At 59.9% G+C, this 25,357-nt stretch carries 22 protein-coding genes; 11 read left to right on the forward strand and 11 right to left on the reverse strand.

Annotation, left to right across the window (positions count from 1 at the left end):
- Positions 1–80 precede the first annotated feature (80 nt).
- Positions 81–1,448 (forward strand): two-component system response regulator GlrR, encoded by a 1,368-nt coding sequence (gene glrR / locus QD172_RS12625; RefSeq protein WP_127736341.1) that lies wholly within the window; start codon positions 81–83, stop codon positions 1,446–1,448.
- A gap of 202 nt (positions 1,449–1,650) precedes the next feature.
- On the opposite strand, the gene xseA is transcribed toward glrR, so the two are convergent.
- The 4 genes from xseA to QD172_RS12645 form a co-directional block, all read right to left on the reverse strand.
- On the reverse strand, positions 1,651–3,021 hold the full coding sequence (gene xseA / locus QD172_RS12630; protein WP_279855896.1) for an exodeoxyribonuclease VII large subunit: 1,371 nt from the start codon (positions 3,019–3,021) through the stop codon (positions 1,651–1,653).
- A gap of 161 nt (positions 3,022–3,182) precedes the next feature.
- Positions 3,183–4,685: a tripartite tricarboxylate transporter permease gene (locus tag QD172_RS12635; RefSeq protein WP_279855897.1), complete on the reverse strand. Its 1,503-nt coding sequence runs from the start codon at positions 4,683–4,685 to the stop codon at positions 3,183–3,185.
- 18 nt (positions 4,686–4,703) lie between these two features.
- Complete coding sequence (locus tag QD172_RS12640; protein WP_084209370.1) at positions 4,704–5,144, reverse strand: tripartite tricarboxylate transporter TctB family protein; 441 nt, start codon at positions 5,142–5,144, stop codon at positions 4,704–4,706.
- Positions 5,141–6,166, reverse strand: coding sequence for a tripartite tricarboxylate transporter substrate binding protein (locus QD172_RS12645; RefSeq protein ID WP_255304463.1), 1,026 nt, complete (start codon positions 6,164–6,166; stop codon positions 5,141–5,143). The genes QD172_RS12640 and QD172_RS12645 overlap by 4 nt, the downstream gene beginning before the upstream one ends.
- Positions 6,167–6,345: 179 nt before the next feature.
- Between QD172_RS12645 and QD172_RS12650 the strand changes: the two genes are divergently transcribed.
- From QD172_RS12650 to QD172_RS12675, 6 genes are all read left to right on the forward strand, one after another.
- Positions 6,346–7,017 carry a response regulator gene (locus tag QD172_RS12650; RefSeq protein WP_077378999.1) on the forward strand — a complete coding sequence of 224 codons (672 nt, stop codon included), beginning with the start codon at positions 6,346–6,348 and terminating at the stop codon, positions 7,015–7,017.
- On the forward strand, positions 7,014–8,402 hold the full coding sequence (locus tag QD172_RS12655; protein WP_279855899.1) for a sensor histidine kinase: 1,389 nt from the start codon (positions 7,014–7,016) through the stop codon (positions 8,400–8,402). The genes QD172_RS12650 and QD172_RS12655 overlap by 4 nt, the downstream gene beginning before the upstream one ends.
- Before the next feature lie 59 nt (positions 8,403–8,461).
- On the forward strand, positions 8,462–9,493 hold the full coding sequence (locus tag QD172_RS12660) for an ABC transporter substrate-binding protein (protein WP_279855900.1): 1,032 nt from the start codon (positions 8,462–8,464) through the stop codon (positions 9,491–9,493).
- Between the two features lie 263 nt (positions 9,494–9,756).
- Entirely contained in the window at positions 9,757–11,226 is a 1,470-nt protein-coding gene (guaB, locus tag QD172_RS12665) for an IMP dehydrogenase (RefSeq protein WP_077379374.1), read from the forward strand.
- 165 nt (positions 11,227–11,391) lie between these two features.
- Positions 11,392–12,966: a glutamine-hydrolyzing GMP synthase gene (guaA, locus tag QD172_RS12670; RefSeq protein ID WP_077379004.1), complete on the forward strand. Its 1,575-nt coding sequence runs from the start codon at positions 11,392–11,394 to the stop codon at positions 12,964–12,966.
- 386 nt (positions 12,967–13,352) lie between these two features.
- Positions 13,353–14,708 (forward strand): anti-phage deoxyguanosine triphosphatase, encoded by a 1,356-nt coding sequence (locus QD172_RS12675; RefSeq protein ID WP_279855901.1) that lies wholly within the window; start codon positions 13,353–13,355, stop codon positions 14,706–14,708.
- Between the two features lie 130 nt (positions 14,709–14,838).
- Here QD172_RS12675 and QD172_RS12680 read toward each other — a convergent pair whose 3' ends face one another.
- From QD172_RS12680 to QD172_RS12690, 3 genes are all read right to left on the reverse strand, one after another.
- Positions 14,839–15,456 carry a hypothetical protein gene (locus QD172_RS12680; RefSeq protein ID WP_279855903.1) on the reverse strand — a complete coding sequence of 206 codons (618 nt, stop codon included), beginning with the start codon at positions 15,454–15,456 and terminating at the stop codon, positions 14,839–14,841.
- Positions 15,453–16,646 (reverse strand): DUF3500 domain-containing protein, encoded by a 1,194-nt coding sequence (locus QD172_RS12685; protein WP_279855904.1) that lies wholly within the window; start codon positions 16,644–16,646, stop codon positions 15,453–15,455. The genes QD172_RS12680 and QD172_RS12685 overlap by 4 nt, the downstream gene beginning before the upstream one ends.
- Before the next feature lie 142 nt (positions 16,647–16,788).
- Positions 16,789–17,679, reverse strand: coding sequence for a pseudouridine synthase (locus QD172_RS12690; RefSeq protein WP_279855905.1), 891 nt, complete (start codon positions 17,677–17,679; stop codon positions 16,789–16,791).
- 306 nt (positions 17,680–17,985) lie between these two features.
- On the opposite strand from QD172_RS12690, the gene QD172_RS12695 reads away from it, so the two are divergent.
- Positions 17,986–19,266 (forward strand): NAD(P)-binding domain-containing protein, encoded by a 1,281-nt coding sequence (locus tag QD172_RS12695; protein WP_279855906.1) that lies wholly within the window; start codon positions 17,986–17,988, stop codon positions 19,264–19,266.
- A gap of 81 nt (positions 19,267–19,347) precedes the next feature.
- On the opposite strand, the gene QD172_RS12700 is transcribed toward QD172_RS12695, so the two are convergent.
- On the reverse strand, positions 19,348–19,539 hold the full coding sequence (locus QD172_RS12700; protein ID WP_279855907.1) for a hypothetical protein: 192 nt from the start codon (positions 19,537–19,539) through the stop codon (positions 19,348–19,350).
- 573 nt (positions 19,540–20,112) lie between these two features.
- Between QD172_RS12700 and QD172_RS12705 the strand changes: the two genes are divergently transcribed.
- Both QD172_RS12705 and QD172_RS12710 read left to right on the forward strand, forming a co-directional pair.
- Positions 20,113–20,688, forward strand: a complete 576-nt coding sequence (locus tag QD172_RS12705) for a competence protein CoiA family protein (RefSeq protein ID WP_279855908.1) — start codon at positions 20,113–20,115, stop codon at positions 20,686–20,688.
- Positions 20,689–20,726: 38 nt separating this feature from the next.
- Entirely contained in the window at positions 20,727–21,395 is a 669-nt protein-coding gene (locus tag QD172_RS12710; RefSeq protein ID WP_279855909.1) for a hypothetical protein, read from the forward strand.
- A gap of 192 nt (positions 21,396–21,587) precedes the next feature.
- Here QD172_RS12710 and QD172_RS12715 read toward each other — a convergent pair whose 3' ends face one another.
- Both QD172_RS12715 and QD172_RS12720 read right to left on the reverse strand, forming a co-directional pair.
- A complete protein-coding gene (locus QD172_RS12715) occupies positions 21,588–21,902 on the reverse strand; it encodes a hypothetical protein (RefSeq protein ID WP_077379015.1) in 315 nt (104 codons plus the stop codon).
- Between the two features lie 216 nt (positions 21,903–22,118).
- The gene (locus QD172_RS12720) at positions 22,119–22,580 is read right to left on the reverse strand and encodes a hypothetical protein (RefSeq protein ID WP_279855910.1); all 462 of its coding nucleotides are present in this window, start codon (positions 22,578–22,580) and stop codon (positions 22,119–22,121) included.
- A gap of 295 nt (positions 22,581–22,875) precedes the next feature.
- Between QD172_RS12720 and QD172_RS12725 the strand changes: the two genes are divergently transcribed.
- Positions 22,876–23,316: a hypothetical protein gene (locus QD172_RS12725; protein WP_077379019.1), complete on the forward strand. Its 441-nt coding sequence runs from the start codon at positions 22,876–22,878 to the stop codon at positions 23,314–23,316.
- Positions 23,317–23,639: 323 nt separating this feature from the next.
- On the opposite strand, the gene QD172_RS12730 is transcribed toward QD172_RS12725, so the two are convergent.
- On the reverse strand, positions 23,640–25,169 hold the full coding sequence (locus tag QD172_RS12730; protein ID WP_279855911.1) for a hypothetical protein: 1,530 nt from the start codon (positions 25,167–25,169) through the stop codon (positions 23,640–23,642).
- Positions 25,170–25,357: the final 188 nt, after the last annotated feature.

Genomic DNA, 25,357 nt, shown 5'->3' on the forward strand with positions numbered 1-25,357 from the left:
CAACCGGCTGCATGACGCAAGACTGTGCGGGACTGACGTCGGAGGGATTTCCGAGCGACAGGCCCGCAAGGAGAGTTAGTGTGAAATACGCTCAAGCGCATATTCTGCTCGTGGATGACGATGCAAGTCTGCTCAAGCTGCTCGGCATGCGTCTCGAAAGCCGTGGCTTCAAGGTCACCACCGCCAGTAGCGGCCGTGAGGCGCTCAGCCGTCTGGAGGCGGCGCGTCCTGACCTGGTGCTGTCTGACCTGCGCATGGATGAGATGGATGGCATGGCGCTGTTCGGCGAGCTGCAGAAGCGTCAGCCGGGCATGCCGGTCATCCTGCTCACGGCGCATGGCTCGATCCCGGATGCCGTCAGTGCCACTCGTCAGGGCGTGTTCAGCTTCCTGACCAAGCCCGTCGACAAGGATGAGCTGTTCGCGGCCATCGACGAGGCGCTGGCCCAGGCACCGCCCGTAAAGGAGGGTGACGATGCCTGGCGTGCCGGCATCATCACGCGTTCCCCGCAGATGGAGCAGATTCTCGAGCAGGCACGCATGGTCGCGGCTTCCGATGTCAGCGTGCTGGTCACCGGCCCGTCCGGCTCCGGCAAGGAGCTGATGGCCAAGGCCATCCACAACGCCAGCCCGCGTGCCTCGCGCCCCTTCGTCGCCATCAACTGTGGCGCGCTGCCGGAGCAACTGCTGGAAAGCGAGCTGTTCGGTCACGCCAAGGGCTCCTTCACCGGTGCGGTCAGCGCGCACCAGGGCCTGTTCCAGGCAGCGGATGGCGGTACCCTGTTCCTCGATGAGATCGGCGACATGCCGCTGGCGTTGCAGGTCAAGCTGCTGCGTGCGCTGCAGGAGCGTCAGATCCGCCCGCTGGGCTCCACGACGTCAGTGCCCATCGATGTGCGCATCATCTCCGCCACGCACCGCAACCTCGACAAGGCGATGCATGACGGCGACTTCCGCGAAGATCTCTACTACCGCCTCAACGTGGTCAATCTCAAGCTGCCCGCCCTGCGCGAGCGTGCCGAGGATGTGCCGCTGCTGGCCAAGTACCTGATCAGCCAGGCGGCTGCCCGCCACAAGCCGTTCGTGAAGGGCTTCTCGCCGGAAGCGCTCAATCTGCTGGCCTCCAGTGCCTGGCCGGGCAACGTGCGTCAGCTGGTCAACGTGGTCGAGCAGTGTGTCGCGCTCACCAGCTCCTCGATGATTCCGGAAGCGCTGGTCTCCCAGGCGCTGGCCGCGGAAGAGAACGCCTTGCCGTCCTTCTCCGAGGCGCGTGCCGGTTTCGAGCGCAGCTATCTGATCAAGGTGCTCAAGATCACCGAAGGCAACGTGACCCAGGCCGCGCGGATCGCCGGGCGCAACCGCACCGATTTCTACAAGCTGCTGGGACGTCATGATCTGGAGCCGGGCGCCTTCAAGCCGGGCGCCGAGCAGGGTCCGCCTGATTTTTGATCCAGCGCGCCCGAAGCTGCGCGAAAGACCAGGGTCAAGACCTGCGTAGCCGTTCACGCGTGTCAGTGTGAGTGGTGCGCAAGGCGAGTGATCAAGAGCGGTCCGGTGTATCTGACGTGAGCCGCCCATGAAAAAGCCCCGTTACCGGTTCCGGTAGCGGGGCTTTTTTCGGTCTGGTGGCGCATCAGTGCCGATCAGGTACTCAGGGCCTGGGCTTGTAGCGGCGCTTGACCTCGACGGCCAGACGGCCCTCGCCGAGGCGGATCGAGAGCATCTCGCCGGGCTGGGTCTGATGGGCGGCGCGGATCACCTTGCTGTCGTCCGCTGCCGGCGTCTGGCTGCCGCCGACGCGCTCGACGATGGCATAGCCGCGGTTGAGCACGTTGAGTGGGCTGACCGCGTTCAGTGCGCGCATCGCGCCTTCCAGTCGCTCACGATCCGCTGCCAGCCGGCGCGGCAGGGCATTGTCGAGGCGTGTTGTCAGCATCGCCAGCTGCTGGCGATGGCGCTGGATATCACGTGCGGGGCTGGCCTGCTGCAGGCGGCGGGTCAGCTGGTCGGCCTTCTGCTGCTCACTGGTCATGCGCATGCGCACTGCGGCGTGCAGGCGGCGCTCCAGTTCACGGGCTTGCTGGCGCTGGGCCTGCAGCTCGCGCGCCGGATGGCGCAGGCGCGAGCGGGCGTGATCCAGTCGCTGTGCCGCCTGATCGAGCCGTCCGCGCTGAGCACGCCATAGGCGCTGCGTGAGGGCAGCCAGCTGCTGCATCTGGGCACGTTGATCCGGATACAGCGCCTCGGCGGCGGCGGATGGCGTGGGCGCGCGCAGGTCGGCGGCCAGTTCCGCCAGTGTTGTGTCAGTCTCGTGGCCGATGGCCGCCACCACCGGCAGGCGCGAGTGGAAGATCGCGCGCGCCAGATGCTGGTCATTGAAGGCCCACAGGTCCTCGAGACTGCCGCCGCCCCGCGTGATCAGCAGCGCATCGCAATCGCTGTCGCGATTGGCCATCGCCACCGCACGAATCAGCTGGGGTACCGCCTGTGGCCCCTGCACCGCCACCGGCAGCACGCTCAGGCGTGCCTGAGGCCAGCGCTTGCGGGTCACCGCGATCACGTCCTGCAGCGCCGCGCCGGTCGCGGAGGTGATCACCCCCAGATGGCGCGGCGGGTGGGGCAGGGCGCGCTGATTGGCGAACACGCCCTCGGCTGCCAGCTGCTCCTTGAGGCGCGCCAGGCGCGCCAGCCACTCCCCCAGCCCCGCCTGCTGCAGCGCCTCGACGATCAACTGATAGTCGCCACGCGCCTCGAACAGCGACACCTTGGCGCGCACCCGCACCCGGTCACCATCCTTGGGCTTCTCACGCAGAAACTGGGCGCGGCTCTTGAACAGCGCACAACGCACCTGGGCGTTGTCATCCTTGAGCGTGAAGTAGCAGTGGCCAGAGCGTGGCTGCGAGAAACCCGAGATTTCCCCCTCGATCCAGAGCTCCCCCAAGCCTCGCTCCAGCAGGCGCTTGGACTCACGATTCAGCTGGGTGACGCTGATGGCATCGGCGGCAGACGATGTTTCGAACACGCGGCAATCCTTGTGTGAGGGCTTGTGGGGGAATCCGTGGCGGAGCTTGTCTGGTAGATGGAGAGGGCCATGATGCCACAGGCGGGGAGTCCGCCACCAAGAAGCCCCCGGACTCCTGAGGGAGAACGGGGGCTTGGGGGGTGCCACACGGGGTGCCTTGCTCAGGCTGTACGCGTCTTGCGCTTGCCGAGTCGTGACAGCAGGAAAGGCCCGAGCAGCAGCAACAGCGAGGCCAGCCACAGGCCCTGCGAGATGCCCGATTGCCACAGGATACTGCTGTCGCCACCGCTGATGGCCAGGGCACGACGCAGATTCTCTTCCATCAGTCCGCCGAGCACGAAGCCCAGCACGATGGTGGCCAGCGAGAAGTTCAGCTTGCGCAGCAGGTAGCCCAGCACGCCGATGCCCAGCATCAGGTAGATGGCCCCCATGTCGGAATGCAGCTGATAGACCCCGACGAAGGACAGGATGACGATGCCCGGTACCAGTGCCCAGCGCGGGATGGTCAGCACGCGCGCGAAGAAGCCGGCCAGCGGCAGGTTGAGCAGCAACAGCACGATGTTGCCGATGTACAGCGAGGCGATCAGCCCGCCCGCGACCTTGGGATGCTCGCTGAACATCATCGGGCCGGGCGTGATGTTGTAGAGCATCAGCGCGCCCAGCAGCACGGCGGTGGTGCCGGAGCCCGGAATGCCCAGGGTCAGCATCGGCACGAAGGAGCCCGCTGCGGACGCGTTGTTGGCGGCTTCCGGCGCGGCCAGGCCACGCATGTCGCCGGTACCGAAGGTATTGTTCTTGTCGCTGACACGTTTCTCGGTGGTGTAGGAGACGGCCCCCGCCACCGAGGCGCCGGTACCCGGCAGCACACCGATCAAAAAGCCGAGCAGGCCGGAGCGCAGCATGGCGCCCTTGCAGTAGAGGATTTCCTTTATCGTCACGAAGACGCGGCCGATGACAGGCAGGGCGCCGGTCTTGCCATGCTGCAGGCGGCTTTCCAGCATCAGCAGGATTTCACTGATCGCGAACATGCCGATGATCAGCACCACGAAGTCGATGCCGTCGTAGAGGTCGGGGATATCGAAGGTGAAGCGCTGGATACCGGTGCCGGAATCGACGCCGACGGTGCCGATCAGCACGCCGAGAATGGCGCCCAGCGCCGTCTTGACCGGGTCCTTGCCCATCATCACCGACATGGACGCGAAGGCGAACACCATCATGGTGAACAGTTCCGCCGGACCGAACTGCACGGCCACCTTGGCCAGCATCGGGGCGAACAGGGTCAGACCCAGGATCGCGATGCTGGCACCGACGAAGGAGCTGATCGCCGAGATGCCCAGTGCCGGTCCCGCCAGGCCCTGCTTGGCCAGCGGATAGCCGTCGAGGGTGGTCATCACGGCGCCGGCATCCCCCGGCACGTTGAGCAGAATGCTCGACATCCGGCCGCCGTATTCGGCACCGGTATAGATGCCTGCGAGCAGAATCAGTGCCGATTCCGCCGGCAGGCCGAGGGTATAGGCCAGCGGCATCAGAATGGCGATGCCGTTGATGGGGCCGATGCCCGGCAAGGCACCGAACAAGGTGCCCAGCAGTGCGCCACTGAAGGCCAGGCCAAGGTTGAGTGGCGTCAGTGCGACGCCAAAGCCCTGGAGGATGAAATCAAACATGAGAAAGCCCTCTCGGAATCAGGAAAACCACAGCCCGGTCGGCAGCGAGATTTCCAGCACGGCGGTGAACAGCACGTAGCTTGCGCCGGCCATCAGCACCCCGGTCACGCAGGCAGCGCGCCAGCGGGCACCAAACAGACGGGCGATGGCGGTGATGGCGGCGACGGCCGTGATGGGGTAGCCGAGGCGCACGAAGAAGAAGGCGAAGGCGATCAGGATCACCATCACCAGCCCCAATTGCAGCATCACGCTGGCGGATGGCCAGTCACCTTCCGGGCCGGGACGCAGGATCAGCACCAGCGAGAAGATGGCCATCAGGATCGAGAGGCCGATGGGAAAGGCCTTGGGGCCTACCGGGTCGTAGGCGAAGGGCACTTCGATATTCAGGGACTGGGCGACGATGAACGCCGCCAGTCCCATCAGGGCGAAGCCCAGGATGCGATCGGCGGCGAGTCTCATTTTGTCAGTCCCACTTCCTTGGCGAGGGTCTTGAAGTCGGCGACCTGGCCTTTCACGTAATCGTCAAAATCCGCGCCGAACTTCTGGATCGGGAACAGACCGCGCGCTTCACGGATCTCGGCGAATTCCGGTTTTTCGCTCAACTGCTTGAGGCGTTCGACCCAGGCGTCGTAGTCGGCATCGCTGACGTCCTTGCCCATGTAGTAACCACGCCAGATCGGCCAGGTCACGTCATAGCCCTGTTCGGCAGCAGTGGGAATCTCGGCGAAGGCGCCGTCCATGCGTTCTTCGGACAGCGCGGCCAGTACGCGAATCTTGCCGCTGGAAAGCTGGGACTTGAGCTCGGACAGATCACCGGTATAGACCTTGATGTGATTGCCCAGCAGTGCCGCCAGCGCTTCACCGCCGCCCTCGAAGGACACGTAACGCAGCTTGCGCGGCGAGACATCGATGGACTTGGCGATCAGCGCGGCCTTCATCCAGTCCTGGCTGCCGATGGTGCCGCCGGCGCCGAAGGGAATCTCGCTGGGATGTGCCTTGAGGTCCTGCATCAGTTCATCGAGGGTCTGCCACGGGGCGTCTGCATTGACGACCACCGCGCCATAGTCGACCCCCAGTGCGCCAACCCAGCGGACGTCATCGGCGCTGAACTTGCCGAACTTGCCCAGCGCCAGATTGACGGCGGCACCGGTGCTGGCGGCCACGACCAGATTGGGGTCATCACTGCGTACCCCGATGACGTGATTGTAGGCGACCGCACCGATGCCACCCGGCATGTAGGTGACCATCATCGGCGAGTCGATGATGCCGGTTTCCAGCAGGCCATTGGCGGCCAGGCGGCAGGTGAGGTCGTAGCCACCGCCGGGCTTGGCCGGGGCGATGCATTCGCTCTTGTCGGCCGCGGCGGCGGGCATGGCGACCAGGCTTGCCGCGGCCAGCGCGAGCGGCGCTGCCATGGCGGCGGCGAGGCGCAACGGCGTGATGTCGCGAAGGGAAGAGGGCAGGCGTCGGGACTGGCGCATGGTGTGCTCCTGATGGCTGTTGTTTTTGTCTTCACAGCGCCTTTTGCTTTATGTTCATGGCGACAGGGTGGCGCTGTCTGATCGGTATATCGCAGCGGTAGTTGCGATACCGGCATGGTAGGAGCGCGACCTTTCATCAACCTGTCACTTTCCCTTCCCCTTACTGAGACTTTGGATGCATGCGCCTGCTCGTCGTCGAGGATGATCCCCTCATTTCCCGCACCCTGCAGCGCAGTCTGTCGACGCTGGGCTATGCCATCGATGTCTTCGATACTCTGGCACCTGCACGGGACGCGGCGCGCCAGGGCGGCTTTGATCTGATCCTGCTCGATCTCGGCCTGCCGGATGGGCAGGGCATGGACCTGCTGTCGGAGTTGCGTCAGCGCAATGACCTGACGCCGGTGCTGATCATCACGGCGCGGGATGGGGTGGATGACCGGGTGCGTGGACTGGATCTTGGTGCCGATGATTACCTGGCCAAGCCGTTCTCGCTGGTGGAGATGGAAGCCCGTGTGCGGGCCTTGCTGCGGCGCAGTCAGGGGCGCAGTGACAACACGCTTCGCTTCGGTCCGCTTGCCATGTCGACCCGCAGCGGCACTTTCACGCTGGTGGGCGCGACGCTGGATCTGCCACCACGGGAGCGTCTGCTGCTGGAAAGCCTAATGCTGCACGCCGGCAAGGTGGTGTCGCGGGAGGTGATCGAAGGCAAGGTATTCGGCTATGGCGAGGTGGGCTCGAATGCGTTGGAGGTCTACATCAGTCGGCTGCGCAAGCGCCTGGCAGGCAGTGAGATACAGATCCGTACCCTGCGTGGGCTGGGCTATCGTCTCGAGATGACAGACGCCGGATGATCATCCACGGCAAGCTGCGCAATCGCCTGCTGGGGTGGATGCTGAGCATGATGCTCATCGTCGGCGGGCTCGTGTTGATCGATGCCTGGGTCACCAGTCAGCGCTCGGCCCAGCGCGCCTTCGACAATCAGCTCGAGGATGCGCTGCTGGCCATGTCAGAAGCCATCCAGTGGCAGGATGACAAGCCGCGCATCATGATGCCGCCGGCTGCCCTCAAGATTCTCTCCACACGACATCAGGAACGTGTCTTCTACCGCCTGCTGGATGATCAGGGGCAAGTACTGGCCAGCAACCTCGAGATCCCGCTAACCCCGCAGATGCTGCGCGAGGCTGGAGAAAGGGATGTCTGGCAGGACATCCGTTATCAGGGCGTCACGTGGCGGCTGCACGCGCGCAGCGTGCGTTCCGCAGGCTGGGAGCGGCAATTTCGTGTGCAGCTCTGGGTCGGACATACCACCGAAGGACGCCGGCAGCTGGCGCGCGAGCTGATGATTCGAGCCACGGGCCGCATGCTCATCATGGGGGTGCTGGCGGTGGTGATGATCCTGATCACGCTGAGGCTGGCGCTGACACCGCTCAAGCGTCTGCGGCATCAGTTGCGTCGGCGTCAGCCGCAGGATGCCACGCCGCTGGAGGGCACCATGCCGGAAGAGATGCGCGAGCTGGTCGAGACGCTGGAGCAGCTTTTCCACCGTCAGGGAGAATCCCGCGATGCGTTGCTGCGTTTTACCGCCGATGCCAGCCACCAGCTGCGCACGCCGCTGGCGGGAGTGCAGAATCTGGCGGAGTTCGCGCTGACGAGCTCATCACCTGACGAATGGCGCGCAGCGCTCGGGGATATCCACGCCAGCGCTGCACGCACCAGTCGCCTGGCGGGGCAGTTGTTGAACCTGACGCGGCTGCGTCACCTGGCATTGCCCACCGAGCAGGATGCGCTGGATCTCGGTGAACTGCTTCGCGGCGTGGTGCTGGAATGGGTCGATCACGATCTCGCGCGCCAGCATGACCTGGGGCTGGCCGAACTGCCTGCACCGCCGGTCTGCGTGATTGGCGAGTCGTGGGCGCTGCGCGAACTGATCGGCAATCTGATCGAGAATGCGTTGCGCTACACCCCGCCCGGCAGCGAGATCACCCTGCGCCTTGCTGTCCATGACGATAGCGTGCTGCTCAGCATCGAGGACAACGGCCCCGGTGTGCCGAAGGAGATGCTGGAACGACTCTGTCAGCCCTTCGAGCGCGCAGGGCGTCAGGACACCGACGGTTCGGGACTTGGGCTGGCGATCGTCGAGACGATTGCCCTGCGCCATCAGGCTGACTTGCAGGTCACCAATCGCGATGTGGGAGGGCTGTGCATTCGCATCCGCTTTCCGAGGTGGCCGTCATGAACCTCATGTCTGACAGGCTGCGCGCCACCCCAGGGGCCCGCCGAGTCACGAGTTGCCTGGTGCTGGCCCTGTGGGCAGGTCTCGCCATCCTCCTGGCTGCCAGGCCAGTCATGGCGGCCCAGGACCGCCTGGTCATTGAAGCGGCAATGGATCGCCAGGTCGCGGCGCCCTTGCTGGCGGCCTTCGCGCGCCAGTATCCCGCCATCGAGATCGTCTATCACGATCGCACGACGATGACGCTCAATGCACTGGCCGTTCAGGACGACGCGGGGGCCGATATCATCATCAGCTCGGCGATGCCCTGGCAGGTGGCGCTGGTCAATCAAGGACTGGCCCAGCGACTGGACAGCGAGGCTGCAAGGCAATGGCCCGAGTGGGCCAAGTGGCGCGATGAAATCTTCGCCTTCACCTTCGAGCCCATCGTGATGGCCTACCGGCTGGATCTCGCGACCAGAATGATGCCGCCATCCTCGCATGCCGACGTACTGAACCTGCTGACGGAGCATGCCGAGACACTGACGGGGCGAGTCGTGGCCTATTCGCCCTCGAAGAGCGCACTGGGATACGCGCTCCATCTTCAGGATTCCTACTATTCAGGACGCTTCTGGAAACTGGTCGCGGCGCTCGGACAGGTCGACACCACTCTCGAGACCAGCACGCAGCGCATGCTGGAAGGCCTGAGCGATGGCCGCTACTGGCTGGGGTACAACCTGCTGGGGTCCTACGCCATCCGCTGGGCACAGTCCCACCCTGAGGTCATCGTGCAGATGCCCACTGACTATGCGTTGATCTCCATGCGCACCGCCTTCATCCACCGCGATGCTCCGCATCCGGAGGCTGCGCGAACCTTCATGGACTTCCTCATCGGACGGCAAGGGCAGCATGTGCTGGCGGGCGAGACACCGCTCTACAGCATCCGCACGGATATCACCGGCCCCTACACCGCCCAGTCGCTGCGGGATCAGGTCGGCCAGCGGCTCTACCCGCAGCCTCTGGACGCCTCGATTCTGAGCATGCTGGACACGGCGCGTCGTCACGATTTTCTCGACCGCTGGTTCGATGCCTACTCCGGCGGTACGCCGACCCCCTGACGCCAGCGCATCCGCCGGCGCATCCCGGCGCATCCCGCCGCAGGCCACGTCGTACGGGGCTCTAGTTGACCAGATGGTTAATGTCAGGGGGGGACGAAATCGCGAGATTGATAGCCTGCGACGTTTGTCTCGAGTGGGGCGAATGGGTTATCATGGGTGATTACCTCGCAGCAACCGCTAGAACCGTAGTCATGGCGCCCGTCCATCGGGCCCTGCACTGCGGCTTTCGCGCATCCCTCATAAACTGCTACTGGGCGTTCGACATGCTACGTATAGCGCAAGAAGCTCTGACGTTTGATGACGTTCTTCTCGTCCCCGGCTACTCCGAGGTCCTCCCCAAGGACGTCAGCCTGAGATCACGTCTCACACGCGACATCAGCGTCAATATCCCGCTCATCTCCTCTGCGATGGATACCGTCACCGAAGCTCGCCTGGCCATCGCCATGGCGCAGGAAGGTGGTGTCGGCATCATCCACAAGAGCATGAGCATTGCCCAGCAGGCCGCGGAAGTCCGCAAGGTCAAGAAGCACGAGAGCGTCATCGTGCGTGACCCGGTCACTGTCAGCCCGAAGGCCAAGATCCAGGATCTGCTGGCGATGTCCGAGGAGCATGGCTACTCCGGCTTCCCGGTGGTCGAGGGTGAATACCTGGTCGGCATCGTGACCGGTCGCGACATGCGCTTCCAGCCTGACTTCAGCGATACCGTCGCCGGCATCATGACCGGCCGCGACAAGCTGGTCACGGTGCTGGAAGGCACGCCGCTGGAACAGATCAAGGCCAAGCTGCAGGAAAGCCGCATCGAGAAGATGCCGATCGTCGATGACGAATTCCGCCTGCGCGGTCTCGTCACCGTTCGCGACATCGAGAAGGTCAAGACCTACCCGAACGCGGCGAAGGACAGCAACGGCAGCCTGCTGGTCGGTGCCGCCGTCGGCACCGGCCCGGAAACCCCGGACCGCGTCGCGGCTCTCGCCGAAGCCGGCGTTGACGTCATCGTCGTCGACACCGCTCACGGTCACTCCAAGGGCGTGATCGACCGCGTCGCCTGGGTGAAGGAGCATCATCCGAAGATTCAGGTCATCGGTGGCAACATCGCGACCGCCGAAGCCGCCATCGCCCTGGCAGAAGCCGGCGCGGACGGCGTCAAGGTCGGTATCGGCCCGGGTTCCATCTGCACCACGCGCATCGTCGCCGGTGTCGGTGTGCCGCAGATGAGCGCCGTCGCCAACGTCGCGGCCGCCATGGCCAAGTACGACGTGCCGGTCATCGCCGATGGCGGTATCCGCTTCTCCGGTGACATCGCCAAGGCCATCGCCGCAGGCGCCAGCATCGTCATGATCGGCGGCCTGCTCGCCGGTACCGAGGAAGCGCCGGGTGAAGTCGAGCTGTTCCAGGGCCGTACCTACAAGGCGTATCGCGGCATGGGTTCCATGGGCGCCATGTCCCAGACCCAGGGTTCCAGCGATCGTTACTTCCAGGACAAGAACGCCGGCGTCGAGAAGCTGGTACCGGAAGGCATCGAAGGCCGCGTGCCCTACAAGGGCATGATGAGCGCCATCGTGCACCAGCTGATGGGCGGCCTGCGTGCCTCCATGGGCTACACCGGCAGCCAGACCATCGAAGAAATGCGCACCAAGCCGCAATTCGTGCAGATCACCGGTGCCGGCTTCGCCGAATCCCACGTCCACGACGTGCAGATCACCAAGGAAGCGCCCAACTATCGGCGCGACTGAGACATAGCGAAGCGCGAAGCAAAGCGGGAGCCCTACACGGGTTCCCGCTTTGCTTAGGTCGAAGAAACTTCTGGTCTCGGCTATTCTCGGCGCCAGATTGTGTCGACCCCGCGCTCCCTCGCAGCTCCGAAGCGGGTCACATGACTCCCCAATGAGAGACTGAAGATGCAAGACATCCATTCCCACAAGATCCTGATCCTCGATTTCGGCTCCCAGTACACTCAGCTGATCGCACGTCGCGTGCGTGAGCTGGGCGTGTTCTCCGAGGTGCGTGCCTTTGACATCACCGAGGAAGAGATCCGCGAGTACAACCCCAACGGCATCATCCTGGCCGGTGGCCCGGAATCCGTGACCGAGCTGGACTCGCCGCGTGCGCCGCAGTGCGTGTTCGAGATGGGTCTGCCGGTGTTCGGCATCTGCTACGGCATGCAGACCATGGCCGAGCAGCTCGGCGGCAAGGTCGAAGGCTCCAACGTGCGCGAATTCGGCTATGCCCAGATTCGTGTCGATGGTGAGTCCGCGCTGTTCAAGGACATCAAGGACCACCTGGACGACGAAGGCCGCCCGCTGCTCGACGTCTGGATGAGCCACGGTGACAAGGTCGCGAAGGTCCCGGAGACCTTCACCGTCACCGCCTCCACCCCGAGCTGCCCGATCGCCGCCATGGCGTGGGAAGAGAAGCAGTTCTACGGCGTGCAATTCCACCCGGAAGTCACCCACACCCTGCAGGGCCAGCGCATCCTCGAGCACTTCGTGATCGAGATCTGCCAGTCCGAGCGCCTGTGGACCCCGGCCAAGATCATCGAAGACCTGACCGATCGCGTTCGCGCCCAGGTCGGTGACCGCAAGGTGCTGCTCGGCCTCTCCGGCGGCGTCGACTCCTCCGTGGTCGCGGCGCTGCTGCACAAGGCCATCGGTGACCAGCTGACCTGCGTCTTCGTCGACAACGGCCTGCTGCGCAAGAACGAAGGCGACCAGGTCATGGAAACCTTCTCTCGCCACATGGGCGTCAAGGTCATCCGTGTGGACGCCGAAGACCTCTTCCTCGGCAAGCTCAAGGGTGTCAGTGACCCGGAAGCCAAGCGCAAGGCCATCGGCAACACCTTCATCGAAGTGTTCGATGCCGAAGCCGCCAAGCTCAAGGACGTCGACTTCCTCGCCCAGGGCACCATCTACCCGGACGTGATCGAATCCGCTGCCAGCAAGACCGGCAAGTCCCACGTCATCAAGTCCCACCACAATGTCGGCGGCCTGCCGGACGACATGAAGATGGAACTGGTCGAGCCGCTGCGCGAACTGTTCAAGGACGAAGTCCGCAAGGTCGGCCTCGAACTCGGCCTGCCCTACGACATGGTCTACCGTCACCCCTTCCCGGGGCCGGGTCTGGGCGTGCGTATCCTCGGTGAAGTGAAGAAGGAATACGCGGATATCCTGCGTGAAGCCGACGCCATCTTCATCGAAGAACTGCACAACTTCGACTGGTACCACAAGACCAGCCAGGCGTTCGCCGTCTTCCTGCCGGTCAAGTCCGTCGGCGTCGTTGGCGATGGCCGTCGTTACGAGTGGGTCATCGGTATCCGTGCCGTCGAGACCGTCGACTTCATGACGGCCCGCTGGGCGCACCTGCCGTATGAGCTGCTGGAGAAGGTCTCCAACCGCATCATCAACGAGCTGGAGCACGTCTCGCGCGTCACCTATGACGTCAGCAGCAAGCCGCCGGCCACCATCGAGTGGGAGTGATCGCCTGACGATCCCCCCTCGCTGAGCTGAGGTAGCGTTCTGTCGAGACGGTCTCTTGAGCTGATCGAGACGAGAACGCAGCAAGCAAAAAGCCCTTCTGGCCATTGGCCGGAAGGGCTTTTTTGTTTTTGTCTGTAAGAGCTGCAATGCATGATCTTTTTCAACCTTATAGGCTAGGACGGCATTGTATAAAAATTTGTGTTATTAAAATCTACTTTAGACTATATTTATGGATATGGTCATCGACTATCTTGGATTCTGAGATTATTAATGTGTTTTGGTACGAGTAACATTTGGTTGATTTAATAAAAAATATGCTGAATGGGAGCAACCATTAATAAGTAATGGTGGGTCTTTGTTAGGTGTGTCTTGCCTAATGGCTTTAGTTGGAATATGACTATTATTATCGTATGATTAAAAAAATAACAGAGGTGTTTATGTGGGAAGAGAGATTTAAGAATGCTAGTGATAGTGGTTTCAATCGTAATCAATTTTCGAGAGATCGCGCCCGAATTATTCACTCTGCATCTTTTCGACGACTGCAGGGTAAAACTCAAGTTTTGGGCTTGGGCGAAAGTGATTTTTATAGGACTCGGTTAACTCATTCCCTTGAGGTGGCTCAAATCGGCAGTGGTATTGCTGAATACCTTAAAAGCAAATACGCTGGTGATGAGTATTGGGCTATTTATAACTTAATACCAGAGCAAAATCTGATTGAATCAATTGGATTGGCTCATGATATCGGGCACCCGCCCTTCGGGCATGGGGGAGAAGTCGCACTCAATTATTCTATGCATAATTCTGGAGGCTTTGAAGGAAATGCACAAACGCTAAGAATTTGTACTAAACTCGGTGAGTATTCAGAGGGTGAGGGGCTAAACCTTACGAGACGCACCTTATTAGGTTTAATAAAGTATCCATCCTTCCATAATGATGTGGTGAATAAATTCAAATATAACGCCTCTGATTCTAGTGCTATTAATCTAGATTCTTTTAAGCCCCCTAAGTGCATTTACGATTGTGACAAGGATCAAGTAGATTGGATTCTCAGGCCCTTTACTAATGATCGGGAAATGTTTATGGAGTACAAGAATAAGAAGGGGGATCATAGTAAATCTGTATTTAAGTCTTTTGATTCTAGTATTATGGAATTGGCTGATGATATAGCTTATGGTGTACATGACCTTGAAGATGCTATTGCATTACGTCTAGTTGATGAGTCCCTATGGAATAAACAAGTTGTTGATAAGATGACTGATCCATTAAAATCTTATCCTCTTTCAGAAGAAATATTGTCTCTAACCAAGTTACTTTTCTCGGGAGAGAACAAGACTAGGAAGCAAGCAATTAGTAAATTAGTCCATCACTTTATTGTAAGGGTGGAAGTGATTTTTTTAGGTAAGTTTTCACACGATTTACTAGATTTAGAAGCTGTTCTTTGTCCCAATGCTAAGGAGGAATTAAATATACTTCAAGAATTTATCATGAGTAATGTAGTTCGCACTCCGGAAGTACAAACACTAGAATACAAAGGGCAGCAAATGGTAGTTAAGTTGTTTGATGTGATTTCAAACAACCCCCAAAGATTACTTCCTAAGAAATATTTCGAAATGTATAATAATCAAAATCAAAATTTGCGTATAATTAGTGATTATATAGCTGGCACAACTGATGACTATGCCACACGTTTATATCATAAAATATTTACACCGTCGTCGGGCTCTATTTTTGATAGGTTGTAATTTTAGGATTAGTTATAATCTTATAATTCCCAACTGACTGTACGTGAAGCCCTTCTGGCCAATGGCCGGAAGGGCTTTTTTGTGGACGCGATTCAGAGATCGCTTACCGCCTTGCTTGCTGCAGTTCGGACTACTCCTGCTCGGTTGGCGTCTGCCTTACCTTGTGTAGATCGAGGCGTACGCCGTGGGCGGAGTGGAAGAAGCCGAAGCCGGCCAGTGGGCGGGTGCCGCCGTCGGGCGTTTGCCAGTAGACATCGGCGCGGTGATTACGGACTTCGTGCATCACGGCGTCGTATTTCAGCAGTAGTGAGTCCGGTTCGGTCTTTTCGGTCTTCACGTTCCATTCGGTGATGACCAGCACGTAGTCGCCGAGTTGTGGCTGATAGGTGGATGCGAGGCGCGCTCCCGCAAGTTGCAGCGTCAGTGGCGTGTGATTCGCTGACAAGGCGAGGTGGTGACGGAGGTAGTCGCCGAGTTGATCCACCAGCGGCTGCGGCAGGGGCTGGCCTGGTGTCTGCTCACCAAGGGCTGCCAGTTCCGGTGCGGCGATCAGCAGGTCTTCACGCGGGAACTGGAGCATGAGGTGCAGCGTGTTCTGCGGTTGCTGCTCGAATGTCAGCACGCTGCCGGGCAGAGCGTGGGCGTGAGCCGTCTCGATGAGGCCGCCGCCCGCCCCGCTGGCCCCATTGCCGAGGGAGATCACGGCGAGGGCGAGCAGGGCGGTGCGCCAGGAAACGCGCCGGATCATTCGCTCTGGCCGCCGTAGTCGTCGGTGCGATCCCGCCATACCGAGTGGGGATGGTTGCCGACCTTGTCGGTGGACTTGTTGGACTGCAACGAGAATTCGATCCACAGCGAGGGGCCGTGGATACGCACGTAATCGTTCTCGGCGCTGACCTGCGGCGTGCCGGAGAAGCCGAGGTAGGTATCCGGAAGCTCTGCGGTGTACTTCGCCATGTAGGCCTTGGCCTCCGGCGCGGAGATGTCGTCCACGTAGGTCTCGATGGCGGTGAGCAGCAACGCTTGCTGGTCGTCATCCAGCTCGGAGACGGGAATGCCTTCATAGCTCTCGGGGATGGCATCGTCGGCCTGGGGGCCAGCGAGGATGTCACGGTAGGTGCCTTTCAGTGTCGCTTCGGCCTGTTGATCCTCGGAGAGCGAGCTGAGCAGGGTGGCGAAGGCATCGCGTTCCTGGGTCAGCGGCTCGTTCACGCGCCCGTTCATCTCGAAATACGGGAAGGGTTCCACGCCACGGAAGGAGGGCGTGGCACCGGCCAGCTTGCCGTCGGTGTAGGTGTTGGCGAAGGCCATGTGGTGGCCGCCGTAGTACAGCTCCCAGGTGCCGCTCTCACCCGGTGTGCCGAGGAAGGCGAACTTGGTGTTGTAGGAGGAGTAACCGGCCTTGTAGTCGGTGCTGACGGTGTTGATGTAGTCGTCGGCATTGAGCGTCTGGAGCATCTCGTCGAAGCCTTCATCCGGCGCGTGGCCGGTGGCTTCCAGCATGATGGCCTTGACGAGGCCGCGCTGCTTGATGTTCAGCTCGCCCAGCAGCACGCCGGGGCGTTTCGGGAAGGCGCCAGCGGGCAGGTTGCTCCAGTTCTCGGCCTCTGCGAGGGAGTAGTCATGCTGCAGGTTCTTGAGGATGGCATCGTCGGAGATATCGGCCTTGAGCAGACCGATCAGGCACAGCATGCGCTCATAACCTGGTGTGTCGCCGCACTCGGCGGCGCTCTCGGGGATGGGCACGCTCTGCATCTGGGTGCTGGTGTCGCCCATGCGCGCGCGCAGCGCCTCGCTCAAGGCCTGGTCTTCCGCTGACATCGGCGGCGGGCCATCGTGATCGGGCGGCGGCCCGTCGTGCCCTTGTTGTGCGAGGACGGGGAAGGACAGGAGCGCGGCCAGCGCGGCTCCTCCGGTCACTGCGAGACGTCGGGACATCGATGGGCCTATTTTCCGGGGACAGGAAGAAAACCTTAGCCCGCCTGACGTCGAGCAGGAAGCCTTCGCCAGATGAATTCTTTGTGCACATGCCGTGGGCTGTGCGTCGGCTGGCGACGACAGCCACTGGCTATCTCGCGCCTCACGCCAGCGTCAGATCACCGTCGTATTCGAAGCACCTTTCCTCGCCGCTGACGGGATCAATGAACTCGAATCCCTTGGAGAGCAGCTGCAAGGGGCGCGCGTAGTCATCCGGCGAGAGCGGTTGCAGCTCGGGGTAGTAGCGGTCATTCAGGATCGGCCAGCCCAGTGACTGCATGTGCACCCGCAGCTGATGGCGACGCCCGGTGATGGGGTGCAGCTCGAACAGCGCCCGGCTACCGCGTTGCGCGACACAGCGGATCAACGAGTGGCTGTTGGGCTCGCCTTCGGAGACCTGAAAGCGGAAGCGTTGCTCGGCCTGTTCAAGGCGGTTCTTCACCTCCCGCTGCTGGCCCACCAGGGTCTCCTCGCTGTGGGTTTCGGCAATGGCCTGATAGGTCTTGTGGATATTCCGCGACTTGAACAGCTCATGATAGCGGTGACGCGATTCGGGATTCAGCGAGCACAGCACCAGCCCGGCGGTGGCCCTGTCCAGGCGATGCACCGCCTGCAGCGCCTCTATTCCGGTACTGTCGCGCAGGCGCTGCTGCAGGCACTCGTTCACGTACAGGCCACCGGGCGTCACCGGCAGAAAATGCGGCTTGTAGGCCACCAGGATGTGCTCATCCTGATGGAGAATCCGCTCCGCGAAGGGGATGCTCGGCTCGCGCGCCACCTCACGGTAATAGAAGACGCGCAGATGTGGCTGGTAGGGCGTCTGCGGGGTGATCAATGCGCCATCCTCGCGATGCACCTTGCCGGTGGCCATGCGCTCGCGCCAGGTGGCCTCATCGATGGCCGGAAACTTCTGCAGCAGATATTCCAGTACCGTCGCCACGCCGGGATTGATCTGCGGCAGGCTCAGCTTGGAGGGGCGGGCGGAAATGGACATGGAAGGCATCACGGTGGCGAGAAGAAAGGGCGAGCGTGGGGCGAGCAAGCCTCACCCTCATGGCGATGGCCAGTGTAACCGAGCGACGCATGGCTGTCGGGGCAGATGGCCTTGCGAGAGGTTGGCGCGAGAGTGGAGCGATGCGTGCGAGAGGCTTGCCGAGGCGACCAGCGCGGCCTGTGTGTGGCTGTGGATATGCGGGTTATCTTTAGAAGAAAATAGCCAAATAAGCCTTGTCGTCTTACGCTGAAAGCCACGCATGACGAGGCTTTCATCCCCACCCCCCACCACTGGAGCGAAGACGCGATGCAAGATGCCAACAGCCACCTGCCGATTGCCATCATCGGGGCAGGCCCGATAGGGCTGAGCGCTGCGGTCAATCTGCTGGCAGCGGGCCTGGAGCCCATCATCTTCGAATCAGGCGAGCAGGTCGGGGAGCATCTGGCTCGCTGGGGGCATGTGCGCATGTTCTCGCCGTGGTCCTACAACGTGGACCCCGTGGCAGCCGAATGGCTCACGCCCACCGGCTGGCAGGCGCCACGAGCGGATGCCTTCCCCACCGGCGCGGAGCTGCTCGCCGACTACCTTCAGCCGCTGGCCGCGCTGCCGGAGATTGCCTCCTGCCTGCATACAGCGACACGGGTCACGCATGTCAGTCGTCTGCAGCATGATGTGCTGCGCTCCCAAGGGCGAGAGGAGGCACCCTTCGTGCTGCGTGTCTCGGGGCCGGACGGCGAGCGCGACGTGCTGGTACGGTCGGTGATCGATGCCTCCGGCACCTTCCAGTGCCCCAATGGCATCGGGGCGCATGGCATTCCCGCACTGGGGGAACTCGCGGCGGCAGAGCGGATCGCCTACGGCGTGCCGGATATCACCGGCAAGGCGCGGGATGACTATGCCGGCAAGACGGTGCTGGTGGTCGGGGGCGGGCATTCGGCCTTCAACGCGCTGCAGGATCTGGTCAGCCTGGCCGAGCAGAACCCGGACACACGCATCCTGTGGGGCGTGCGCTCCGCCACGCTGGACAACGTCATCCGCTCACCCAAGGACGATGAGCTGCAGGAGCGCCGGGCGCTGGAAGTGCGTATCCAGCAATGGCTGGAAGACGGCAGGTTCGAGGTCGTGACCAATCTTGCCATCGAGGCGATTCATCCACAGGGAGAGCAGGGTGCTCGCCTCGTGGTGGAAAGCGGTGGCCAGCGCCTGCCGGCGGTGGACCGCATCATCGCCGCTACCGGCTTCCGCCCGGATCTCGCGCTGCTCTCGGAGCTGCGTGTCTCGCTCGACCCCGCCACCCAGAGCCCGGCGCGCCTCGCACCGCTGATCGACCCCAACCAGCACAGCTGTGGCTCCGTGCCGGAACATGGCGCCGCCGAACTGACCCACGCGGAACCCGGCCTCTATATCCTCGGCATCAAGAGCTACGGTCGCGCACCCACCTTCCTGATGCGCACCGGCTACCGCCAGGTGAAATCCGTCGTCGCCGCACTGCTGGACCCCGACGCCGTCACCCCCGCCCCGGTGTGTGGCGCCACCCGCAGCGCTGCCAATCAGGCATCACGCCAGTGTGAGCCAAGCTGTGGGTAAAGGCTGACAACAAAACAAGCCGTGGCAGAGTAGCCACGGCTTTTGAAAAGCTGTCATATCTATAGTTCTGCTGCGCTTTGGCTAGATAACTACTTGCCCCATCGCGATGACCTGCATGTCCTCATCGCGATGCACCTTGCCCTCGGCCATGCGCTCACGCCAGCGTGACTCGGCAATCGCCGGAAACTTGAGCAGCAGATACTCCAGCACCGTCGTCACACCGGGATTGACCTGCGGCAGGCTCAGCTTGGAAGGACGCGCGGAAATGGACATGGAAGGCCTGAGGTTGGGAGAGGCGGCTTGAGGGAGCCATTGTACAGGGTGAGGGGGGACGATAGCGGATAAATAAAGTCTCACCCACGCTGCAGCATCGTAGTTGTGAGAAGAGCGAATGTCGGATCGGAGGAAGGCGGGCCCCAACATGGATAAAATTTATCTGTAGAAGAAAATGGTTATATTGTGATGATAAGGCTAGGCTTGGGGCTATGCACAACGAAATTTTTTACAATAAACTATGCTGTTGATGAAGAGCTAATATTTCTATTGTTTATAACTGAGGGTTATGTCGAGACTAGCCTTTTTAGAGCTATGTGTTGTGAACAACCTACCGACTTAATTCGTTAGGTTATTTAGTGTTATATTGTTTGTGTTAAATTTATATCTTTTTTACAGAAAAGCTAGTATCACTTAAGTATAGTAGTTGTTAAGTATCGTGTAGCTTACCATTTAGTAGTGGTAGAGTTTGCTTTTATATAGACAGGTTATTTGATAAGAGGTTTTCCAGTGAGATATGCGCTTATAAATGGGAAAAAGTGCGAGCCTGAAAAGGGCCTTCACGGATCATGCTTGTGTTGTAATAGTGATGTTATTGCTAAATGTGGAAACTTTAAAGTTCATCATTGGGCACATAAGTCGAAAGTACACTGTGATCCTTGGTGGGATAATGAGTCAGAATGGCATAGACATTGGAAATCTTATTTCCCAGTATCTAATCAAGAGTATATTTTTACTGATACGGAAACAGGAGAAAGGCATGTTGCAGATGTGTTTTCTAGCAAGGGAGTTGTCATTGAGTTTCAAAGTTATGCAATATCACCTCAAGAAATGAATGCTCGTGAGAGCTTCTATAAAAAAATGATATGGGTAGTAAATGGTGCCAAAAGACAATCTGATCTCTTCATTTTTAATCAAGGTTTGAGCGCGTCCAACTCTGATGACCCATGTTTACATGAGATTACTTGGTTTGGCAGGGGAAAACTTTTCCATAAGTGGATAGGTTCGACCAAACACGTGTATTTTGATTTTGGCGGAGAATATGTTTGGCATTTAATTAAGTTCAACCATGGAGAGAGAAAGGGATTGGTGAAATCCTACAGAAAAGATAAATTTGTAAGGTTTTTTGGCGGCACTTATTATGATTGATTATAGGTGTTGTTAACTTACATTTTAGGAGAGTTAAATTGAAAACAACTACTATATCTGAATTTGTTAAATATGTTGACAAGGAAATATTGCCGGCCACATTAGAGCTAGAGAGCCTTCAGGATCAACATAGGAAGCATTTACAGAAGTTGGTGTATACTAACTTAGTGAATCGTTTTGATGCGATGATTGATAATGCTATTTTAGATAATTGTAAAGAAGAAGTATTGTTTGAAAAAGCAATAAAATCAATGTCAGGTGAGATTACTGAAGGAGATTTACTCAAGCTCCTGTTAAAGGCTGATACAATTCAGGATGTTATAGAAGGGCGTTTGCGAAGTTCTCTATCCATGGGTGTTCTGAGAGAAAGGCATTCTAAAAAGCTATCTTTTTTACTTGAAGCTCTATCTCACGATAATAAGGTATGGACTCATCCAAGAGTAAATACATCCACAGGCAGAATTGTTGACAGCTTTAAAATTCAAAATAAGAAAATCCCGCACTCAATATGTGGTTACGCTGACTGGCTTTATTCAAGAAGAAATGCTTTCGTACATGGTATTGGGGCTTCGAGTATATTGGAAAATGATGCCAATCAAATAAATAAATTGTTTAAGATAACCGTTGGGAAGCAAATAAGGCTCCAAATCGGTTCAATAAAAAATGCTGCCACATTCTATAAGCAATTAGCAGGCATGTTGATGTGATTTTTGATTGTCCTGGTTCTGTGCTTTGATTTAGCTTGATTGAGTCTATAGTCTTTGGTGGTTTAAATATTCTGAATATTTATTGGATTGTAATAAAAAGCCCTCCCGGCATCGCCGGGAGGGCTTTTTCATGCGTCTTGCGGACTACGTTCACCGATGGATGATCTGCGGGTTTCTACTGAGATCATCGTCTTACATCGGGTGTTGCTCTTCTTCGTAGAGCTCGGCCTTGGCGTCGCGTAGGACATCTTCGCAGGCGCTGTGGTTGGCCAGTTGCAGCATCAGATTCTGGCTGAGGGCGAAGCCCTTGCCCAGACAGGTGTCGACCTCTTCGCGACTGAGCGCCGGGGTGACATTGCAGTCAATCTTCATCGTACGACTACCGCCATCAAAGCGGTCGGCGAGGGCGCGCAGGCGCCAGGCAAGCCGTGTTTTCCAGCGGGCGGTGGGGTCGGGGCCTTCCGTCACGTCGAGCGTGCAGCGCCATTCAGGTTTGTAGACCTTCATGTGAACCTCCTCGGCTGGTCGTTTCAATGATCGATCGTGATGTTCTGCTCCGCTTGCTGTGCTTGATGTCTTGCGTTGTTTCTCGTACCGGAAGTCCGTTCCAGACGTGCTCCTGGTCGTCGTGCGCGTGCATCTGCCACGAGGGCGGCGGCGAGACATGGACTGTCGTCAACCGGGCCCGTCACTTCACCATACGAGTTTTGGGCCCGGGTTACATCAGTTCGAGTGTAAACGTTGGTTATCCTCATGTGTTTTCAGCAGGCATTCCAGTGCCAGATGCAGCCAGTCAAAGGTGTCACGCGGGGCTACCGCTGGCGAATCATCAGGGCTGAGGGCTCTGGTGTGCTCGCCCAGCAGCTCCGTAAGCGTCTCGATCTGCATGCCGTGATGTAATGCGAATGTCTCAAGCTCCCCACTGGTAGACCAGATCTCCTGCATCACGGTCGGCACGGCACTCATGGCGCAGGCGGCGTCCAGTATCTCGCCGCGTTCACGCTCGGCCTGTATGCGCGCAGCATGCTCCAGCAGCCTTGCGCTCAGGGCGGGAAAGCGTGCCTGGACAATCGCGGGCGGCAGGTGGGAGGGAGATGTGCAAGGCGGGTGGGCAGAAGCGTCGCGGGGTGCCTGCCAGCGGCGCAGCGGTGCGCCGGGTGTCGGCGTGTCTGGTTGAGAGGCCATGTGGATAACTCCAGTGTGCAAGCGCCAGTGCTACAGGTGTCATGAGGATGGACAGGCATTCAAGCGTTGTCAGTCGCGGCAGGAGAGCAGAGATGAGGCGGCATCACCGCTGACGCAGCAGTGACTTGCGCTGAAGAGCGCAATCGCGTGATGGACTGCCAAGTGGTTCATTTCGCGAGAAAAAAGTCGATCTGGATGCAACCAGACCTCAATGGTGTGCGTACACAGGAAGACGTGCCCGGCACGAGGCGGCGCTGACTGCCTGACAGGCCCATTTTCTCTGGAGAGAATTGACATGACGAAGTACGCCGATCGAATCCGCATTTCCCTGCTGCTGCTGCGCCTCGGGGTCTTCCTCGTGATGACAATGTGGACGTTGGACAAGTTCTTCAATCCCGGTCACGCCGCGGCCATCTTCGAGAAGTTCTATTCCATCGGGGGTGTCGGCGAAGGCATCGTCATCGTGATCGCCGCCATCGAGATGGTGCTGTTGCTGATGTTCCTGGCAGGCGTGAAGAAGACCCTCACCTATGGGCTGGTGCTGGTGCTGCATGCCGGCTCCACGCTGTCTGCCTTCAATCAGTATCTCGCGCCGTGGGAGCACCTGCTGTTCTTCGCCGCCTGGCCGATGCTGGCCGCCTGTGTGGCGTTGTTCCTGCTGCGGGAAATCGATACCTGCTTCACCCTCGGCGGCAAGCAGGCACGTCTCGCGCAAGCACAGACCCAGGCCGGCTGAATCTCGGGTTCGTGAGTCACCCGTTGCCTGTGCGCTGACAGCAAGCGCCAGTAGCCAAAAGGCCCGGTCATGCGATGCATGGCCGGGCCTTTCATGTGCTTGCTGCAGGGTGTCGTGTGTGTCTTTCGTCTAGTGTTTCAGAGTGTCATTTCTCGTTATTGTTATCTTTATGATAATAATGATGACGTTGTTGAGGCTGCCAGCGCCTTGTTGGCGTATTCATAAAGACGCCAGATCATTACGTAAGATCTGACGCAAGGCGTGGCATGAGCCCTCATGCCTTGTCGATGCATGCCTTGTCGATGCATGTCAGGCGATGCAGGTCAGGCGATGCTGGAGCGCAGCGGCGAGGACAGAGTCTCGCTCAGCGTGTTCAGCGCCGTGGTCAGCTCGCGTTCGGCCTCCTTCACGCGTTGTGCGCCAGAGGATGGCGCTGCCTGCTCGGCCAGCTGGGTGGCGGCGGACAGCGGGTCCGTCACCGGTGCTGCCACATGCTGCGTTTCCAGGCGTGCGAGGATGGTCTCCAGCGCTGGCAGGCTTGCGTTGTTGTGGAATTGCCAGACGCCGTAGATGCGGCCATCGAAGGCGGCTTCGCTGCCCAGGGTGGGGTCTGCCGCCAGTCCGGCGCCGAGCCCGAACAGGTAGAGGCCCTCAAGGAGGTTGCCTGAGAGGTCTCGGGGATTGCCGGTGGCATCGGAATCCAGTCCGCCCTTCACCTGGCTGAGCGGCAGCGGCTGACGCGTCGCATCCAGCAGGCGCGGCAGAATCGGCTGATAGCCGTTGCACTGCACCACTACCGGCGCGTCGGCCAGTGCTTCGCTGGCCGCGAGCAGGCGTTGCTGAGGGCCGGGGCCGGTCTGGATGAGCCTGACCTGCATGTCGCAGTCTGCTATCCGCCCGCTGGAGAGCACTTGCTGGCCGATGCTCAGGGCACGGTAGCGCAACCCGCCGGAGCGATTGATGCGTCCGCTGATGGGGCAGACATCGCGCTCGGCATCATAGGAATAGCCCGCGGCCTTGGCCTCTTCGGCGTTCTCGAAGAACAGCCGGACAGGCGAGCGGTGGAGCAGGGTGATCTCGTCGATGCGCGTCTTGTGGAATGCGCTGGCGAGCAGATCCAGCATCGAGAAGGCGCTGTGGGAGCCACCCACCACGCAGACACGCCCACCACGCCGCAGGCGTGGCAGCAAGAGGCTGCGCAGCTGACCTTCCGGCATGCGCAGCAGTTCATCACCGCTGTAGATGCGCGCACGCGGTGACAGGGACAGTCCCTGGCGCGAGAGGTCCTGGGTCAGGTGTTCCGGGCATTGATAGCCGCCGAGATTGAGCACCAGATTGGAGGTGCGAATCCGTGTCGGACGAGACGCGTGTTCCGGTGTGTGAGTCAGCGTCAGCAGATTGTCATCCTCGATGCGCTCAACCTCATCGAGACTCGTGCCGCACCACAGCTCCACGCCGGCAAGGCGGGTGGCGTGTTCCAGCACCAGCCGGGACGCCGCTTCCAGCAGGGTGCCCACTTCACTGAGCGCCGGGGCGGTGAAGGCCTGGGCGCGGATGTTCTCCAGGCACGGATCGCCTTCCAGCGGAGCGAAGACCTCCGCGAGGGCCGGGTCTCTCAGGCAATCGAGAAAGACATCCCCCACCGAGTTGGCCGTGATGCGATATTCGCCCAGCCGTCCGGCCCCCAGAGGCGCATCCCGATGAATGCCTCCGGCATCCAGTATCAGCAGCCCATGGTGTGCGAGTTGCGCCAGTTTCCCGGTTTTCAAGGCATTGAATAGAAACCCCATGCCCGCTGGGCCAACACCGGCCACGACACATCCGTAGGCGGTGATTCGTGAAATATCCTTCATCAGGTTCTGCTCCCTTTGTGGTTCGCTGCGTCCTGAAACTGTCTTGATGACGGGGTGTTTCTCCTGACCAGTGGAGCCCCTGTTCCTCAAGAAGATCGTGGCCATTCAGCGCCAGTCTGTGCTGGCTGGTGAAGGCGTCATTGGCGTCGTCGGCCCTGGCCCACGCGGAGGGTATGAGCGTGTTCGGG

Origin of the sequence: Cobetia sp. 10Alg 146 (assembly GCF_029846385.1) — a bacterium.
Classification (GTDB): Bacteria; Pseudomonadota; Gammaproteobacteria; order Pseudomonadales; family Halomonadaceae; genus Cobetia; species Cobetia marina.

Coding starts and splice junctions, on each gene's coding strand:
- QD172_RS12635 (WP_279855897.1), bottom strand. CDS start 4,685: ATGTTTGATTTCATCCTCCAGGGCTTTGGCGTCGCACTGACGCCACTC.
- QD172_RS12640 (WP_084209370.1), bottom strand. CDS start 5,144: ATGAGACTCGCCGCCGATCGCATCCTGGGCTTCGCCCTGATGGGACTG.
- QD172_RS12645 (WP_255304463.1), bottom strand. CDS start 6,166: ATGCGCCAGTCCCGACGCCTGCCCTCTTCCCTTCGCGACATCACGCCG.
- QD172_RS12650 (WP_077378999.1), top strand. CDS start 6,346: ATGCGCCTGCTCGTCGTCGAGGATGATCCCCTCATTTCCCGCACCCTG.
- QD172_RS12655 (WP_279855899.1), top strand. CDS start 7,014: ATGATCATCCACGGCAAGCTGCGCAATCGCCTGCTGGGGTGGATGCTG.
- guaB (WP_077379374.1), top strand. CDS start 9,757: ATGCTACGTATAGCGCAAGAAGCTCTGACGTTTGATGACGTTCTTCTC.
- guaA (WP_077379004.1), top strand. CDS start 11,392: ATGCAAGACATCCATTCCCACAAGATCCTGATCCTCGATTTCGGCTCC.
- QD172_RS12680 (WP_279855903.1), bottom strand. CDS start 15,456: ATGATCCGGCGCGTTTCCTGGCGCACCGCCCTGCTCGCCCTCGCCGTG.
- QD172_RS12685 (WP_279855904.1), bottom strand. CDS start 16,646: ATGTCCCGACGTCTCGCAGTGACCGGAGGAGCCGCGCTGGCCGCGCTC.
- QD172_RS12690 (WP_279855905.1), bottom strand. CDS start 17,679: ATGTCCATTTCCGCCCGCCCCTCCAAGCTGAGCCTGCCGCAGATCAAT.
- QD172_RS12695 (WP_279855906.1), top strand. CDS start 17,986: ATGCAAGATGCCAACAGCCACCTGCCGATTGCCATCATCGGGGCAGGC.
- QD172_RS12700 (WP_279855907.1), bottom strand. CDS start 19,539: ATGTCCATTTCCGCGCGTCCTTCCAAGCTGAGCCTGCCGCAGGTCAAT.
- QD172_RS12715 (WP_077379015.1), bottom strand. CDS start 21,902: ATGAAGGTCTACAAACCTGAATGGCGCTGCACGCTCGACGTGACGGAA.
- QD172_RS12720 (WP_279855910.1), bottom strand. CDS start 22,580: ATGGCCTCTCAACCAGACACGCCGACACCCGGCGCACCGCTGCGCCGC.
- QD172_RS12725 (WP_077379019.1), top strand. CDS start 22,876: ATGACGAAGTACGCCGATCGAATCCGCATTTCCCTGCTGCTGCTGCGC.
- QD172_RS12730 (WP_279855911.1), bottom strand. CDS start 25,169: ATGAAGGATATTTCACGAATCACCGCCTACGGATGTGTCGTGGCCGGT.